Annotated in this window: 5 protein-coding genes; 4 read left to right on the forward strand and 1 reads right to left on the reverse strand. The window is 60.5% G+C overall.

All coding sequences use genetic code 11. From position 1 onward, the window contains the following. Positions 1-44 precede the first annotated feature (44 nt). Entirely contained in the window at positions 45-362 is a 318-nt protein-coding gene (locus E6B08_RS12390) for a DUF2388 domain-containing protein (protein ID WP_136914269.1), read from the reverse strand. Positions 363-666: 304 nt separating this feature from the next. On the opposite strand from E6B08_RS12390, the gene E6B08_RS12395 reads away from it, so the two are divergent. From E6B08_RS12395 to E6B08_RS12410, 4 genes are all read left to right on the forward strand, one after another. Next, a complete protein-coding gene (locus tag E6B08_RS12395; RefSeq protein WP_136914270.1) occupies positions 667-8,349 on the forward strand; it encodes a neuraminidase-like domain-containing protein in 7,683 nt (2,560 codons plus the stop codon). An 87-nt stretch (positions 8,350-8,436) separates the two neighbouring features. After that, positions 8,437-12,783, forward strand: a complete 4,347-nt coding sequence (locus E6B08_RS12400; protein WP_192938656.1) for a SpvB/TcaC N-terminal domain-containing protein — start codon at positions 8,437-8,439, stop codon at positions 12,781-12,783. 26 nt (positions 12,784-12,809) lie between these two features. Continuing rightward, positions 12,810-15,671 (forward strand): RHS repeat-associated core domain-containing protein, encoded by a 2,862-nt coding sequence (locus E6B08_RS12405; RefSeq protein ID WP_136914272.1) that lies wholly within the window; start codon positions 12,810-12,812, stop codon positions 15,669-15,671. Between the two features lie 99 nt (positions 15,672-15,770). After that, entirely contained in the window at positions 15,771-16,832 is a 1,062-nt protein-coding gene (locus tag E6B08_RS12410; RefSeq protein WP_136914273.1) for a GlxA family transcriptional regulator, read from the forward strand. Position 16,833 lies beyond the last annotated feature (1 nt).

A 16,833-nucleotide genomic window follows, 5' to 3' on the forward strand; every position in this document is an offset into this window, starting at 1 on the left:
CGGCGCTCGACTTCGTTAGCGCAGAAAGTCTCGCAGCAATGCCTTCAACGACCCGCTATCGGCTCGTCCTGCGACAGTATCGCCCTGGCCAGCTCTTCGTCACTGGCTTGCAGGCCTGGGTGGTCCTTGCGCACCTGTTCCAGCGCCGATTCGACGTACGCCCCACGGATCGTGCCACCGCTGGCGACGAAAGCCGACAGCTCGTCACGGGCGGGGATAATGCGCTTGTCGTCCTTGAAGGTCGAATACAGCGACGCGGAAATACCGGCCGAGGTGGCGACATCGCCAGCATCGACGCGGGCCAGTGCGGCACCGGCCGGGAGCATCAGCAGCAGTGCGGGGGCGAGCAATAGGTGGCGCATGTTGGATTCTCCAAGAATGTGAAGCCAGATTGGTTACCACTCATTACATAAGAGGGCTGCGATCGTTGGGGAGTTCCCTGAGCCGTTCCAGGCTGGCTGCCGTCAGGGCCGCGGGCGGTGCTGCAGCGCACCGAGAGATGAATAACTCAGTAGGTAACTAAACTTACGAAGTTTTTCCTAGGGTATCTTTTCCTGTCTGGCAGATATGCGAGGTTCGATTAAAAACTTGCATCGGTAGTATTTGTTTGCGTGTTCGGTCATGCGCTGAACATCACCATCGTTCACTTTCCTAGGCAAGAAGATAATGTCCGATACCTACTCCCAAGAAAATATCTCCAAGGTAAAACAAGCTGGCTTCGAATCATTGGCCGCGATGGCGGAAATTTCCACCGCCGAGCTCCAGTCTGCCATGGATGCGGATGCGCCTATCGATGATGCCCAGGCTGAAGTGTTGCACGCCGACGCAAACGATGCCCGTGACAATGCATTGCTCATTGAAAAGAAGGTGCTGACCCATGCTTCGCCTCTGCTGCCGAGTGTGATTCGGCAGGCGCCGGATGCTCACACTTCCGGTTACCTGAAGTTATTCGGTAAACGCGCGTTCCGCTATGCCAGCCCTAGCGATGTCGCTTCGAAATTCTCGCCTGCCGCGTATCTGGTGCAGTTGTATCACCATGCGCAGTCTCTTTATCCCAAGGAGAGCAATTGGCACATAGATAAGCGTCGCCCGGACCTGCAGACGCTGGTGCTCAGCCAGACCAACCTGGACACGGCGGTGAGCGCGCTGAGCCTGTCCAACGATATTTTGTTGGGAAAGGCCGTAAGCCTCGTTGAAAAAGGCGATGAAGAAGGCGATACGAAACGCGATGAAAAAGACGAAGAAAATGCAGTGCTGCGCGAGCTTGCCGATGACTTGGCTAGCAGTTGCCTGCCCTATCATCATCATTACAGCAGGTTGCGCGCGGTATTGGCCCACAAGAGCCCTGATCTGCAACATCTGAGGGAAGCACCTCTGATCTTGCAGCAAATTCCCAAGGCCTCCCTGGCGAGCATCCACTACGATATTCCGCCAGCGTTGCACCGGTTTCTCATCGAGCCGATTAACGACGGCAATGGCGACGAAAAATTTGCCGCATATTTCCCCCGGGAGAGCCCCGAGGCGATGCTGAGTCCGTTCCAACTTCGAGTTTGGTCGGGTTTGTCGGATGCCGAGTTGCAGGGTTTCATGCGGTCGCTCGACAGCTCGGACTATATTGGCAATACCTTGATCACGCGGGTTGGTGACCAAATCATTAAGCTGACTGTAGAGGCATTATACGACAAGGGGCATGTTGAGTATTTACGGTTTTATCCGACTGGTGATAATGAGTGGAAGGTGGCTGTCAAGTACAAAAAAGTTTCCGGCAATGATTTCTGGTTTCAGATAAATGAGTTCAACAGCGATAAAACCAGGCGGGGACGAATTTCGTCTAGGGAGCATGGCGACGAAATTTTCATCGCGGGTAAGGAGTATAGCGGCACTTTTAACTATCCCTATGATCAGATAAAAGAGCCTTTCACCGTTGAAACCGTTCGCGGTAGGGTCGGGATATATAATTACAAACACCGCGTCCGTTTTGAACGTTTAAGACCATCTCTGTATCTGCTCAGAATCTATAAGCTCATCTGTCTTCATAAAGCCACGCAACTCCCCCTGCGCGTGCTGGAAGGAATCATAGACAGTGTCGATCCCAATCAGATTACCGACCACACGCTGGCAGTGCTGTTCCAGTCGGCCCAGTGGGTACGTGAATACGGTATCTCTCATGAAGACGCACTGCTACTGGCGGGCGGGGACATATCGACCACCGCCCGCCAGGGCGAGGTCAGCCAATTCGATCGGCTTTTCAACAATCCTCCGTTGGTGCCTGGAGGCTTCCTGTTTGACGAAAAGCTGGTGTATCTGAACCCTGAATTGGTGGAAAAGGGTGATGGCGACACGCTGGCGACCTTGCGAAGAGCTTGCCAGGTGGACGAGGAGGGACTCTACGAACTCGGCTTGTGTTTGGCTGCCGCCGAAAGCAAAAAAGTCACGGTCCGAAAGAAAAAAAGCCAGGTTTCCAGACTTTATACCCTGAGCCTGTGGGCACGTCTGCACAGTCTGAGGCCTGCCGAATTGCGCCAACTGCTGAACCTGATCGGGTTGCCGGACAGGCTTTACACGAAGTCGGCGGATGACTGGCTGCAATTGTTGCAAAAGCTTTCGGCAACCGTGAAATGGTTGGCCAAGCGCAACTGGTCGGTACATGACCTGCACCTGATGACACGGCCGGTAACCGAGATCGCCGCCAGTGCGCAGATCCTCAACCTGCAGCGCGACATGAAGGCCGCACTCGATCGCGTCCAACCGGCTGACGCGGCCTCCGATACCAATCTCCAAGCGTACACGCGTGCACTTACGCCGGTGATCGCCTCTACGTTCAATCTTGGCGCCGAGACGGCAGCGCAGGCGCTGCTGCGCTGGACCGGCCAAGGTAAACCGGGTAACCACACTCTGTTGAGTGCCTGTACCACCTTGCGTGAAAACGATGTCACGATGGAGTCGCCAACGTTGACTGCCTTCATTTATGGCTTGGCGCAAAGGGCGTTGATAGTGCATGCCTGCCATCTAAGCGCTGATGTTCTGGAGATGTTGGTGCAACGGCCCAGTCGACTGAGAGGTGCAGCGCAGGCCAACGGTGAGCCTGCAACCGTGCTGGATCTCTCGTTGCAAACGATCATGTCCCTGGCCGACTTCAGCGACTGGTTGAAGCATTTGCCCGATCCTGACGGGGCTGGAGGCGCACTCCTCGCTGCGATGAGCAAGGAGGAGGATCCAACGCTGGGGTGTCTGGCCAAGGCCAGTGGCATGGCGCCGGTAGCCCTTGCCCAGGCAGCGGACCAAGCGTGCCAGTATAGCCATGTGAAGGATGCGAAGAAGTTGTCCCATTGGCGCGAAATCGATGCGTTGCGTCAGTGGACAGAGCTGTCCAGCGCGCTGGATGTGATGCCTGATGCATTAGGCGACCTGCTCAAGCTGGATTTCGCAGGATCAGCAAGCAGCGATGAGGGCTGGGCGTCGTGGGCCAAAGTGGCCAACGCTTTCGTGGCAGGACTGAACGCCTCGCGAACGGCGCAGGTCCAGTCCGAGGTGCTTGCCCCTATGAGCCATGCACTGGGCGGATTCGTCGCTGCTCGACAAGGGCTGAGGCGCGACCGGCTCGATCAGTACCTGTTGCTCGATACCGAAAATGGGTCGCAGGTCATCACCTCGCGTATAGCCGAGGCGACGACGGCGGTGCAGACGTTCATTAACCGCTGCCTGACCCAGCCGGAGGACAAGTCGGAATTGGTCAGCAAGGCCGTGGGCCGCGATTTCTTCCGTGACTGGACACGTTGGAACGCCCGCTATGCCACCTGGTCCGCCGGGCAGATGCTGATGTACTACCCGGAGAACTACATCGACCCCATCGTGCGGTTGGGCCAGACCCAGGCCATGGACGACATGCTTCAGGCCCTGGGGCAAGCACAGATCAACCACGACACGGTCGGTGATGCCTTCCAAGGCTATCTCAGCGCTTTCGAGCAGGTAGCGGACCTTGAAACCGTCAGTGGGTATCACGATAGTCGTGAGGAAGGCGAGGGTCGATCCTATTTCGTTGGACGTGGTCGCGGTACGGTGGGTGAGTATTGGTGGCGTACGCTCAACGAACGCAAGCGGCACGAGGACGGGGTGCTACCGGCCAACGCATGGAGCAGCTGGACCAAGATCGACCTTACTCCTCAGGTAGTCGGAGGCCTCATTCGGCCAGTAGTGTTCCGCGAGCGCTTGTATCTGGGTTGGGTGGAGCGCGAGAACCAGGTCGTTAGCCGCGATGAAAAGGGCGCACCGAGAACCACCGTATCGCGTTGGTCTTTCAAATTGTCGTGGCGGCGCTACGACGGCAACTGGAGCACCCCGCTAGACTACCCCATTGAAATTACCAAGGCCTTGGCGGAGGAGGACCTTGCCTTGCTGCTCTGCGCCAGGCCTGAACGCAACTGCTTGACGATGGTGATCTACAACCGCCGCGAGCCCCGCGAGGCGTCCAGAACCACCTACGCAGGGCTCGAAATCCACGAAGATCTCAATGCGAAATCGATAGACCCTGCACCGATAGTGGCACGGGTGCCTGATTGGCTGGATTCACAGAGCCAACCCGGAAATATCCATGGCCACCCCACGGAAAAGAACTTAATAACCGGGATGTGCGCGGTCTACAACGATGGTCGCGAGCCAGTCGCCCAATTGGGGATGTTGCCGCATAACGATTCACCAGTCCCAGCGGGTTTTGTGAAATTCCAGGCGAAGCTTACCCAGCAGCCCAAAACCGAGGTAAAGAACGACGGCAAAACCTACGAGTTGGTCTTCTCCAGCGACCTGGAAGTCGATGGCGAGCGGCCGCAATATCCGAACAAATGGGCATCGGCTCTCGTGAGACGTTATTCGGAGTTAGCCGAAGATCACTCGGTACGCCCTATGCTGGTCGGGAGCGGTAATGGTGCTGCCGTTGTTCGCAAAGTAGACAATATTTCATATGCGTACGTTTGTTTGAGTCGCGAGCGTTTTGAGAGCGTGGTCAGGCACTACCAACAAATTGACAAGGTCCACGAGTCAAAAACCAACGGCTCATATGGACCGGTCGATCTAATCGAGCACGTTGACGGGGATCATTACTGCATGAAGTTTAGTGCTCCCGACTTGCCGCAGCTGGATTCTATCCATCTTAGGTTCCGCATAAAAATGGTGTACGGCTTAATCGCGCACGGTACCTATGGCCTGCGCTGGTTGCTGAACGAACATGGCACTCCCGTCAGGCATATGAGGCCGAAGGACTACCAAGACACGAAAGGTTTTGTGCCGGCTTCGGAGGTTTCTTGTACTGTCTACAGTGCTGATGAGAAGCACTCTTCCGTCATTAAGGCGACGGAAAACTACGATATCTCTGCGCGTGGCAGCACCGTACGCTTCAATGTGCGGGTCCCTATCGGGAATCTCGATCACTGGGGTGGGGGGGATCAAGCGCTTCACAAAATCCGTTACCAGTTTGGTAAGGATAGGCATCGTGACTATGTCATTCGAGTTTTCAAATCTCGAGACACGCTACGCACCGCTGTGATCGGCTTCACTGCGCAAGGGGCTCAGTACCTCGAGCGCAGAGGCTGGGTCACTCGGCTGAACACGTTGTTCGCTCGTCAGCTGACCGAGCGAGCGGTTGCTGGCCTGGACCAAATCCTCAACTACACCACCCAGAATCTGCCCGAGCCGGGCATCGGTGTGACAGCCCGGCTGACGCTGCCGAAGTACATCGTGGCGTCCCACGGCGACAAACGCGATGTCGACATCGTATTGGCTCACTCCGACACCCAGCATACGGTGCTGTGGACGGGGGCGCTCAGTGACGAGGCGGAGACCGTGGCGGATGTGACGTTCGCGTCGGGTGCAACGTACGACAAGACTGCCCACTACTATTTGCAAATTCGCTACCAGAAGCAGAAGCACAACACTAAAAGGCAGTCGATCATCATCGATGGATCCAATCTGCAAGTGCTGCAGAGCTCCGACATAGGTCTGGCTGGCAATGGCAAATTGAGCAAGAACAATGTCCAGACTGTGGAGGTCATGCCAAGCGGGGCGACGGTGCCGATGGACTTCACCGGCGCGAACGCGCTGTATTTCTGGGAGTTGTTCTACTACGCACCGATGATGGTGATGCAGCGGTTCCTCCAGGAAGAACGCTACGACCAAGCTGAGCAATGGCTCCGTTATATCTTCAACCCACTGGGTGATGGCGGTGGGGCTGGGCACGCTTCGCGTATGTGGAACGTACGTCCCCTGGAAGAGGGCAGCTCGTGGAACGATGCACCGCTGCGTTCGCTGGACCCGGATGCCGTGGCCCAGAACGATCCCATGCACTACAAACTCAACGCGTTCATGCGGCTTTTGGATATCAACATCGGCCGTGGCGATGCCGCGTATCGCAAACTGGAACGAGACAGCCTCGCGCAAGCCAAGATCTGGTACCAACGAGCCCTGGATCTGCTGGGGGACGCGCCCTGGACGCCGCCGCCAACCGGTTGGAAAGAGCCATTGCTGAAGCAGCTGGCCTCGGTCGAAGCATGCAACCAACGGCTCGATCAGTTGGAGTGCCTCGAACGTGGCGAGCAGAGCAACGCAAACAAGGCATCTGAGACGGTAGGTTTCCTGCCAGAAGCCAACCGGGTGATGCTCGGTTATTGGGAAACCCTGCGCCTGCGGCTTTATAACCTGCGCAACAACCTGAGCCTGGATGGCCAGCCTTTGAACCTGCCGCTGTACGCCGAGCGCGCCGACCCCAAGGCAATGCTGGCCGCAGCAGTCGCTGCCCAGGCAGGAGGCGAGGGTGCGCTGCCTGAGCTCAACGGTGTACCGGCCCTGCGTTTCACCCACCTGCTCGACGGTGCTCGCACCATGGTCAGCCAACTGATCCAGTTCGGCAGCACCATGCAGGGCATTCTCGAGCGCCAGGACGCCGAGGCACTGGCCAGTTTGCTCACCACCCAGGGGGCGGAACTGGCGCAGAGCAATGTGGCGCTGTTCAAGCAGAAGCTCAACGAACTTGCGGCCGAGCGCCTGACCCTGGAGAAATCGCTGGAAACCGCTACGCTGCGGCGCAACCACTACCAAGGATTGTACGAAGAGAACATCAGCAGCCGGGAAATGCACGCCTTGGACCTCCAGATGGCCGCCGGCATCATAGCGTCTGGAGGCAACCTGCTCGAGACGTCCGCCGCCATAGTGAGCACGATGCCGAACATTTTTGGTCTTGCCAACGGAGGCGGCAAGCCTGGATCGCCACTGAAAGCGGCTGCCAAGACCGCTAACGTCCTTTCCCAAATACAAAACGTAGCGGCTTCGCGGATAAGTCAGGAGGAAGGCTATCGACGCCGGCGCAATGATTGGAATTATCAGTGCAAAACGGCAGAAAAAGACATGGCGATGATCCAGGCGCAGCTCGAAGCCTTGGACGTGCGTGAAACTTCCGCCCAGATGCAGCTTGCACACCTGCGTACGCAGTCTGCCCATGCCGAGGCGCAATTGGCCCTGCACCATGGCAAGTTCACCGGCAAGGCCATGTACAGCTGGCTACGCGCCCGCCTGGCGAGCATTTTCTACACCTACTACGACCTTGCGGTGACGCGCTGCCTCATGGCGCAGAAAGCGCTGCAATGGGAGATGGGCGACCCTAGCACCACCTACCTGCGCACCGGCACCTGGAATGGGGCTTGGGCCGGCCTGCTGTGTGGCGAGGGACTGATGCTGGCGTTGGGGCAGATGGACAACGCCTGGACCCAGTGGCAAATGCGTGAGATGGAGGTCACACGCACTGTTTCGCTGGCCAAACTCATGCGCGGCAAACTCAAGGAGGGTAAACGGGACGTCACCTTGGGTGAGGCGGTCCATGCGCTCATTTCCGGGGAAACCGTGAACGTCGATGACAGCCTGGCACTGTGCAGCCTGACCATGACTGGTGAAGGCACATTGTCGATCCAGGTTGGCCTTCAATCGCTCAACCTTGCGGCGGGCTTCGAACGATCCAAGTCGCGGCGCGTTCGCAGCATCGCCGTCACCCTGCCTGGGTTGATGGGGCCGTACCAGAATGTGCATGCGCGGCTCACGACCTCTGCCAAAGACTTGCCGGTCGGGTGCGACCAGAGCGCCATTTCCCATGCCGTCAAGGACACCGGGATGTTCACCGAGCTCAATGGCTATCCGTTCATGCGCCAGGGGATCCAGCTGTTGCCGTTCGAAGGGCTGCGTATTCCGGCGCCGACCGATGTTGACAAGACCACGCTGACACTGAGCTTCCCAAGTGCCAACAAGGACCAGAAGGCGCTCCTGGAGAGCCTGAGCAACATCATTCTGGACGTGCAGTTCACCGTTCGCTGACGACGGGGAGGGCGTTCACGCCCTCCCGCTCATCCCTTTCTATGCTGGCTGTCCCGCTGCGGCGGGATGGCTGCAAGGAGCAAGATAATGACCCATACAACTGACACCGCCGCCGGTGCCAGCCGCGAGCCCATGTTCTCCCCGCCGTCCTTGCCCAAGGGCGGCGGGACGGTAGCCCCGGACAGCGGCATGCTGTCCATCGGTGGCGCCGACGGCGCAGCAGGCTGGACGCTACCGTTGCCATTGCCTGCAGGGCGCACATTGAATCCCACGTTGACGCTTGCCTATAGTTCCGAAGGCGGTAATGGTGCGTTCGGTGCTGGCTGGCGGTGTAGCCCCGCCAGCATCAGCCGCATGACCCGCCTCGGTACGCCCCGGTACAGTGACAGCGACCGCCTGCTTGGCGCCGACGGTGAGGAGATCCTGCCCGATGCGAAAGACCCTCGCACCGAGGCCAACCTGCCTTTTTCGACCGTCCCCGCCGAGCACCACGTAACGCCATGGGTGCGCCGCAGCGGTGGCCGCGACGAGCGTCTGGAGCACTGGCGTGCCACGACGCAACCCGATTCGCCTGGGTTCTGGTTGCAGTACCACGCCGACGGCAGCATCACGCTGTTCGGCTGGTCGCCCACGGCCCGTCTGGCCGATCCGCAAGCGCCGGCGCATGTGGCCTGTTGGTACGCCGAAGAGACCGTCAGCGCGACTGGCGAGCACGTGGTGTACGAGTACCGCAAGGAGGACGATGCCGGTTGCGAGCCAGCCGAGCTGGCCGCCCATGGCCGGGCAACGGGCTGCTACCTGCGCGCTGTTCATGCCATGAACGCGACGCCCTGTGAATCGCTGCTGATTCCGCAAAGGGCTTTCGATGCCGCTGACTTCATGACCCTGATGCTGTTCGACTATGGCGAGCGTGGCTCCGATGTGCAGACGCGCCCGCCGTTTCAGACGACAGCGTCGTGGCCCGTGCGAGCGGACTGTTTCTCGCATTGGCGCTGGGGCTTCGATCAGCGTGTGCGTCGGCTCTGCCACGATGTGTTGCTGTGGCACCGCACCGGGATGATGGCAGGGCAGGCGGACACGACCCCGGAGCTGGTGTCACGCTTGCATCTGAGCTACGAGCAAAGTGGTGTGACCTCAGTGCTGCTGTCGGCGCAACGAGCCGCCTACGAGGCCGATGGCACGCCGCTGCTGCTGCCCCCAGTCGAGTTCGAGCTGAGCAGGCCAGGGCGCGAGGTTTCGCATTGGGAAGTCGTGCCCGAACTCGACGGGTTCCATGCACCGCGCTGGCAGCTGGCCGACCTTTACGGCGAAGGGATACCCGGCCTGCTGTACCTGGACGGCAATGCGTGGTGGTACCGGGCACCAAAGCGCAAGAAGGAGGACGCCATCGATGCGGTTACCTGGGAGCAGCCGGAGCTGCTTGCGCAGGCGCCCAGCGCCCGGCTCGGCATCGGGCAGTTGGTCGATCTGGATAGCAGCGGTCGGCCCCAGTGGTTGGTCAACGTGCCGGGCATGCGCGGCAGTTTCACACTGGGTCCCGACGGCCAGTGGAGCCATTTCATCAGCATGGACGCGATGCCCGCCGAATTGGCCCATGGCGCTGCGCAGCTGGTCGACCTGTCGGGCGATGGTTGCCAGGATCTGGTCATGGTCGGTCCGCGCAGTGTGCGCCTGTATGCAAAACAGCGCGGTGCGGGTTGGAATTCGTTGCAAGAGGTTGCCCAAGACAGCACGTTGCCCATCGTGGGGGGCGAGGACCGCTTGGTGGCCTTCTCCGACCTGACAGGCAGCGGCTTGCAACAGCTGGTCGAGATCACCGAACGGGGGGTACGCTACTGGCCGGCCAAAGGGCATGCCAGCTTTGCACAATCGGTCGAGATACCGGGCTTCGCCATCGAGGGCTTCGCCGCGAGCCGTGTGCTGCTTGGCGACATCGACGGTAGCGGCACGGTGGATATCCTGTACGTGCAATCCGACCGGGTACGGGTATTCGTCAACCAGTCAGGTAACCGCTTCGTCGAAGGGCCGTCCGTGATGGCGCCCCATGGCGTGGTGCTGGATGACACCTGCAAGTTGCAGTTGGTCGATCTGCGAGGGCAGGGCAGTACCGAGCTGGTGTTGACCCAGACGCACATGAAGCCCCGTACCTGGGCTTATCGCTTCAATGGTCGACGCCCCTGGCTGTTGGCGCAGGTCTGTGACAATAGTGGCAGCCGTGTGTTGTTCGACTACCGCAGCTCTGCCCAGAACTGGCTCGATGAAAAAGCCGAGTTGCAAGGCCAGGGCCGCGCTGCGGTCTGCCGCCTGCCGTTCCCGGTCCATACGCTGTGTCGGGTCACCACGCTCGATGAAATCAGTGGCTTGCGCACCATCACCGCAATGCGCTACGAGCGCGGTGTATGGGACTGTCACGAGCGCGAGTTTCGGGGCTTTACCCGCTTGATCCAGACCGACACGCTGGAAAATGCCCAGGGCAATGCAGCGGAACGCTCGCCACCGGCTCAGGTGCATCACTGGTTCCTGAGTGGCAGCGACACCCATGACACCGACACCCCAGGGGCATATACCAGCCCGGACAGCGTGGAGTCTGGGTTCACCAGCCGAGCGCTGCGCTTCACCCAGCTGCAAGGTGGGCGTGAGGTGCCGTTCGAACCCGAGGATGCTGCTCGTCGTTGGTTGCTGCGTGCCCTGCGGGGTAGGTCGCTGCGTACCGAAACCTACGGGCTCGATGGCAGCGAGCGGGCTTCGGTACCCTATGTCATCGAACGTCGTCGTTGGCAGGTGCGGGTATATCCGACCGCTCACCCAGATCGGCCTGCGGCGTTGGTATCGGAAGTGGAAACCCTGACCTTCGCCACCGAGCGTATCGTTCAGGACCCGGTCGTCACGCAGAGCGTGATACTGGCCCAGGACAGCCAAGGCCACATTTTGCAAAGCGCAGAACTCTGCTACCCGCGCCAGTCCCGCCGAGGTGGAACGATTTACCCCGATGATCTGCCAGAGGGGCTGGAAGCAGCGAGCCGTGATCCGCAGCAAGACCGCCTGTGGTTGACCCTGTCGCGGACCAAGGTACACAACCTCGACTCTGGCCACTGCCATGTATCGGGCCTGGCCGAAACCGTTCGCACCGATGTACTGGCAGTGCCCGCTACGGCGTTCGCCCCGGGCGGCTTCGATGTCGAGAGCCTGCTGGCCGCGCAGGGTCCGCTGGCGACCCTGGGTCAACCGACGCTGACAGGCTACAGCCGCACCCGCTGGTGCGACGCCCAGGGCGCGCTGTGTGACCTTCCGGTGCGTCAGGCACTGGTGGCCTTTACCGAGACCGCCTTGCTCGACGAGGCGGCGTTGGATGTGCTTCGGGACAACCCGCCGAGTCAGGGGGTGGGGGCTTGGTTGGAAGCGTGCGGCTACCACCCGGTGACCTTGCCGGAGGATGGCACCCAGGTCCATGTCGGTCGCCATGGCCTTGCTCGTTACTACGGCCCGGAGATGTTCTATCGGTTTTCCGGCACCCGTGAGAGCGAAATGATGGGGCAGGACCTGGTCGAATGGAGCCCACACGCGGTGGCGGTCACCCAGGTTACCGACGCAGCGGGCTTGCTGAGCAAATTCGGTTATGACTGGCGTTTCATTACCCCGATCTCGCTTACCGATGCCAACTCGAATGTGCATCGGGTGGGCCTCGATGCGCTCGGCCGGGTCGTTGAGTCGCGCATACACGGCAGCGAAAACGGCGTTGCCACGGGCTATGGCAGCCAGGCGTTCGCGCTGCCGCAAACGGTGGAGGGCATGCTGGCCCTACGCGGCGGCGAGGTACCCGTGGCTACCGCGCACCGGCAGGTGACCGACAGTTGGATGCCGCTGGCGCGGGACCGCGATGGCCACGTGCTGACGACCCGCATCGGTGAGCTCGCCTTGCGTCGCTTGATCGAACGGCATGCGTTGCCGGCGCCAGACCTGGCCGAAGAGCGCCAACCCCCCCATGTCATCACGCTGCAGACCGACCGTTATGACGGTGATCCACAGCAACAGGTGCGCTTGAGCGTCAGCCATGGCGATGGGGCTGGGCGAGCTTTGCAGAGCGCTGTGCTGAGCGCCCCAGGCGAGGCCCTGGTGCGCACTCCCGAAGGTCGGTTGAAGGTCGACGCCCAAGGTAAGGCCGTCACCGTTAACGCATCGGTGCGCTGGGCAGTGAGTGGCAAGACCGAGTACGACAACAAGGGGCAACCGGTGCGCACCTGGTTGCCGTACTACCTCGACGACTGGCGCCTGGTGCGCGACGACAGCGCCCGTGAAGGTCTGCACGCCGATACCCACCTGTACGACGCCCTTGGGCGCGTAATTCGTGTGGTGACCGCAGCGGGCCGGGAACGGCGTACGCGGTTCTATCCCTGGTTCACCGTCTCGGAAGATGAAAACGACACGGTTCAATGAATTGCCCAGGCAAAAGGAGTACATCGATGCCTGTCATCACGCACAAGGCTGTACATCGCAACACCCCGACCGTGACGGTGCGGGACAATCGCGGACTGACCGTACGGGAAATCAGCTACCATCGCCACCCGGAAAAGCTGCAACAGACCGACACCCGAATCACTCGGCATCGCTATGACGCCCGAGGGTTCAAGGTGCAAAGCAGCGACCCGCGGCTGCACGCGGCGGGCCTGAACAACTTCACCTGGCAATACGATCTCGGCGGCCAGCCACTGCGCACCCGCAGCGTCGATACCGGCGTGACCGTGCAACTGGCCGATGCGGCAGGCCGGCCCAGAATGGCCGTTACCCAGGTCGCGGAAGACGAACTGGGCCACCAAGACCGCAGCCAGGCAGTGACCCGCACCTGGCATTACGAGACCGCCACCCGGCTCGGGCGTCCACTGGGCATCAGCGAACAGGTCGAGGGCCAGCCTGCGCGTCGCATCGAGCGCTGCGTCTATGCTGGCAACAGCGCGGCGGAACAGGCCGTCAACCTGGCGGGTCAAGTCAGCCTGCATTTTGACACTGCTGGCTTGACGCAAACCCACGCCATCACCCTCACGGGCGTACCCCAGCGGATCACTCGCCGCCTGCTCGCCGACGCCGACGACCCGCTGGTGACTGCCGACTGGCAGGGCAGCGATATCGAGCACTGGATGGCGGCGTTGCAGCCGCCCGAGGAGGGCGCGAGCAGCACCACCTCTGCCGATGCCACGGGGGCGGTGCTGACCAGCACCGATGCTGCGGGAAACGTTCAGGAGCAGGCCTACGATGTGGCCGGGCTGCTCAAGAGCACCTGGCTGACGCTCAAGGACAGCCACCGGCAGGACATTCTCAAGGCCATGAGCTACTCGGCGGCGGGCCAGAAACTGCATGAAGAGCATGGTAACGGGCTGATCACCCGTTACCGCTACGAGCCACGCACCCAACGCCTGGCCGGGATCCGCACCGAGCGCCCGCAAGGGCATACATTGGGCGCGAAGGTGCTGCAGGACCTGCGTTACACCTACGATGCGGTCGGCAATGTGCTCAAGGTGCGCGACGATGCCGAGGCTATTCGCTTCTGGCGCAACCAGAAGATCGAACCCGAATGCACCTACAGCTATGACAGCCTCTATCAATTGGCCAGCGCTACCGGACGGGAGATGGCCAATGCCGCTCGGCAAGGCCGCCAACCGCCAGAGCGCCAGGCGCTCGATAACGCGACGCTCACCCAGTACACGCGCACCTACGACTACGACAGCGCCGGCAACTTGATGCGCATTCGCCACAGTGCCCCGGCCAGTGGCAACAGCTACACCCTCGACATCACCATCAGCGACCGCAGCAATCGTGGGGTGGTCAGCGCCTTGACCGAAGACCCGGCGCAGGTCGATCGGTTGTTCACGCCAGGCGGGATGCAGAGAGTGCTGGCGCCGGGGCAACGGTTGGCCTGGACGCCGCGAGGGGAGTTGCACAGTGTCGCACCTGTCACCCGTGAAGGGGGGGTGAGCGATCAGGAAAGCTACCGCTACGATATCGGCAATCAACGCATCCTCAAGGTCAGTTCGCAGTTGCATGCAGGGACCACGCAGCGCCACCGGGTGCTCTACCTGCCCGGATTGGAGCTGCGCCGCGCATCGAACGACGACAGGCTCAGCGAAGATTTGCAGGTGGCGTCGGTCGTCGCTGGCGATGCCGCCCAGGTCCGCGCGCTACGTTGGATCAGCGGCAAGCCAGACGACATCGACAACGATCAGTTGCGCTATGCCTACGCCGACCATCTGGGCAGTGCCAGCCTGGAAGTCGATGGGGAAGGGGCGGTCATCAGCCAGGAGGTGTATTACCCGTTTGGCGGCACCGCTGCCTGGGCTGCCCGCAGTGAGGCGCAAGGACGTTACAAGACCGTGCGCTATAGCGGTAAGGAGCGCGATGCCACTGGGCTGTACTATTACGGGTTCCGCTACTACCAGCCTTGGGCTGGGCGCTGGCTTAGCGCGGATCCGGCTGGGACGGTGGACGGGCTGAATCTATATGGCATGGTCCGTGGCAATCCAATGACACTTTGTGACCCAACGGGGTTGGAGGGTAAAAAGAAAACGCTTGGGGCAGAGGGGAACAGAGGCGGCGGGCAGGCGGCAGGCCAAGACTCTCCTCAGGTGACGTCCCCAACTGCAACTGATGCTCCGACAACTTCTGGCGGCCAGTCCGGGCAAGGTCCAGGGAGCACAGATGCCCACGAACTGAACGACGACGGTTTCCAGGTGCAAACAAAACGGGGGAATAAGTCAGCTAACAGGCCAGCCAATGGCAATGGAAACTCATCGTCTACGTCGACTTCAAGGCCCAACCAAACACAACGTAGTGTCGAAACATCTGCAGAACGTGAAGCCAGGGAGCACCGTGAGAGTTTGGCAATGAATGGGCAATGGGACGTGACCGGCTCACCGCTTCACGAACGAATCAAACAACGGAGGGGCAGTCTGCCTGACGACCTGCTCGCCGTCGGCCAGAGGAGCAGTGAAGAAGGAATAGGTGCGCTGGTCTACATGGTTACTGGTCGCACAGCAGCAAAGGGGCAGCACCAGGGAGAGGGCGCATCGCACATCCTGGAGGAACACGGGTCAGACGTCAAAAAAGCCGGGATTGCCGCAGACCAGATAACTCCGTTAATCATGACTGCGCTGGTATCGGGCAAGGAAGTGGGTATCAACAGTCCTGCTGCGAGCAACGCGATTGTTCACAAAGTCAACTTTGGCAACACGGATAGGTTGGTCACTATCGTTATGAGAGGTAACTCCGTTCTCACCGCTTATCCTTTCACCAAACGTAAACCTTTCCCTTTCCTAGCGCACAAAAAACGCTGAAAACGTCCTGAATCTTATGTGCTGTTGTACTTGTATGATATTCCGGACGCTTCAGGCGGCATAGAATGGCCTCATTGCGTATGTGACGAGAGCCAGATCATGGTTGCTGAACAACAACTAACACAGCGCCCAGCCGTTCAAGCCAACCCGCAGGTCAAACCTGAACTGCGGGTCGGTTTCGTCCTGATGAACCAGTTCACCCTGGTCCCGGTAGCCGGCCTGGTCGACTCGCTGCGCTTCGCCGCCGACAAGTCGTTCCGCAGCCAGCAGGTTTATTGCCAGTGGGACTGGATGACCCTCGACGACGGCCCGATCAGCGCCAGCTGTGGCATGCCCATATCCCCCACCAAACCCCTCAACCTGTTCGCCCAGTACGACTACATCGTGCTGGCCGGCGGGCTGCTGGGCGAAACCCGCAACCCACCGGACTGGCTGCTCGACGCCCTGCGCGACGTGCACGCGGCGAACATCCCGATAATCGCGTTGTGCTCGGGTTCGTTTGTACTGGGCAAGGCCGGGTTGCTCGATGGCCGCCGCTGCGCCGTGCATTTCACCTTGCGCGACGAATTCAAGGAGCGCTTCCCGCAGTCGACCATGGTCATCGACAAGAGCTATGTCGACGACCGCGGCATCATCACCTGCCCGGGCGGCACGGCCATCGACCTGGCGGCCAACCTGATTCGCCGTCATTGCGGTGCGGTGCGTGCTCAGAAGGGGTTGGAATACCTGCTGGTGGACGAACGCGCCGAGCAGCAGGACGAGCAGGCTGCGTCCGATGGCCTGTACCAGAACGATCGGGTGCAGCGGGCGATCGCCTTCATGCGCAGCAACCTGGATGCGTCGATGACACTCAAGGCAGTGGCCGAAGCGGTGGGCACCCATCCGCGGCAGTTACACCGGGAATTCGTCGCCAATACCCAGGAGCCACCGGCCAACTACTGGCGCAAACTGCGCCTGGAACATGCGCGCAGATTGCTGGTGAACACCAGCCAGAACATCACCTCGATCGCCCTGGCCTGCGGCTTCTCCGACGCCTCGCACTTCATCTTGTGGTTCCGCAAGCAGTATGGCGAAACGCCCTACAGCTTCCGCAAGCGTCGGCATGAGGTGGAGCGCTTCGACTGGCATGGCGACAAGGTGGGACTGGATCCGGAGTTGTAGG

This window comes from Pseudomonas putida (assembly GCF_005080685.1).
Lineage (GTDB): Bacteria > Pseudomonadota > Gammaproteobacteria > Pseudomonadales > Pseudomonadaceae > Aquipseudomonas > Aquipseudomonas putida_V.

What these genes read in the sequence shown, in the direction of transcription:
- E6B08_RS12400 (WP_192938656.1), top strand. Translation starts at nt 8,437, where the DNA reads ATGACCCATACAACTGACACCGCCGCCGGTGCCAGCCGCGAGCCCATG.
- E6B08_RS12395 (WP_136914270.1), top strand. Translation starts at nt 667, where the DNA reads ATGTCCGATACCTACTCCCAAGAAAATATCTCCAAGGTAAAACAAGCT.
- E6B08_RS12390 (WP_136914269.1), bottom strand. Translation starts at nt 362, where the DNA reads ATGCGCCACCTATTGCTCGCCCCCGCACTGCTGCTGATGCTCCCGGCC.
- E6B08_RS12405 (WP_136914272.1), top strand. Translation starts at nt 12,810, where the DNA reads ATGCCTGTCATCACGCACAAGGCTGTACATCGCAACACCCCGACCGTG.
- E6B08_RS12410 (WP_136914273.1), top strand. Translation starts at nt 15,771, where the DNA reads ATGGTTGCTGAACAACAACTAACACAGCGCCCAGCCGTTCAAGCCAAC.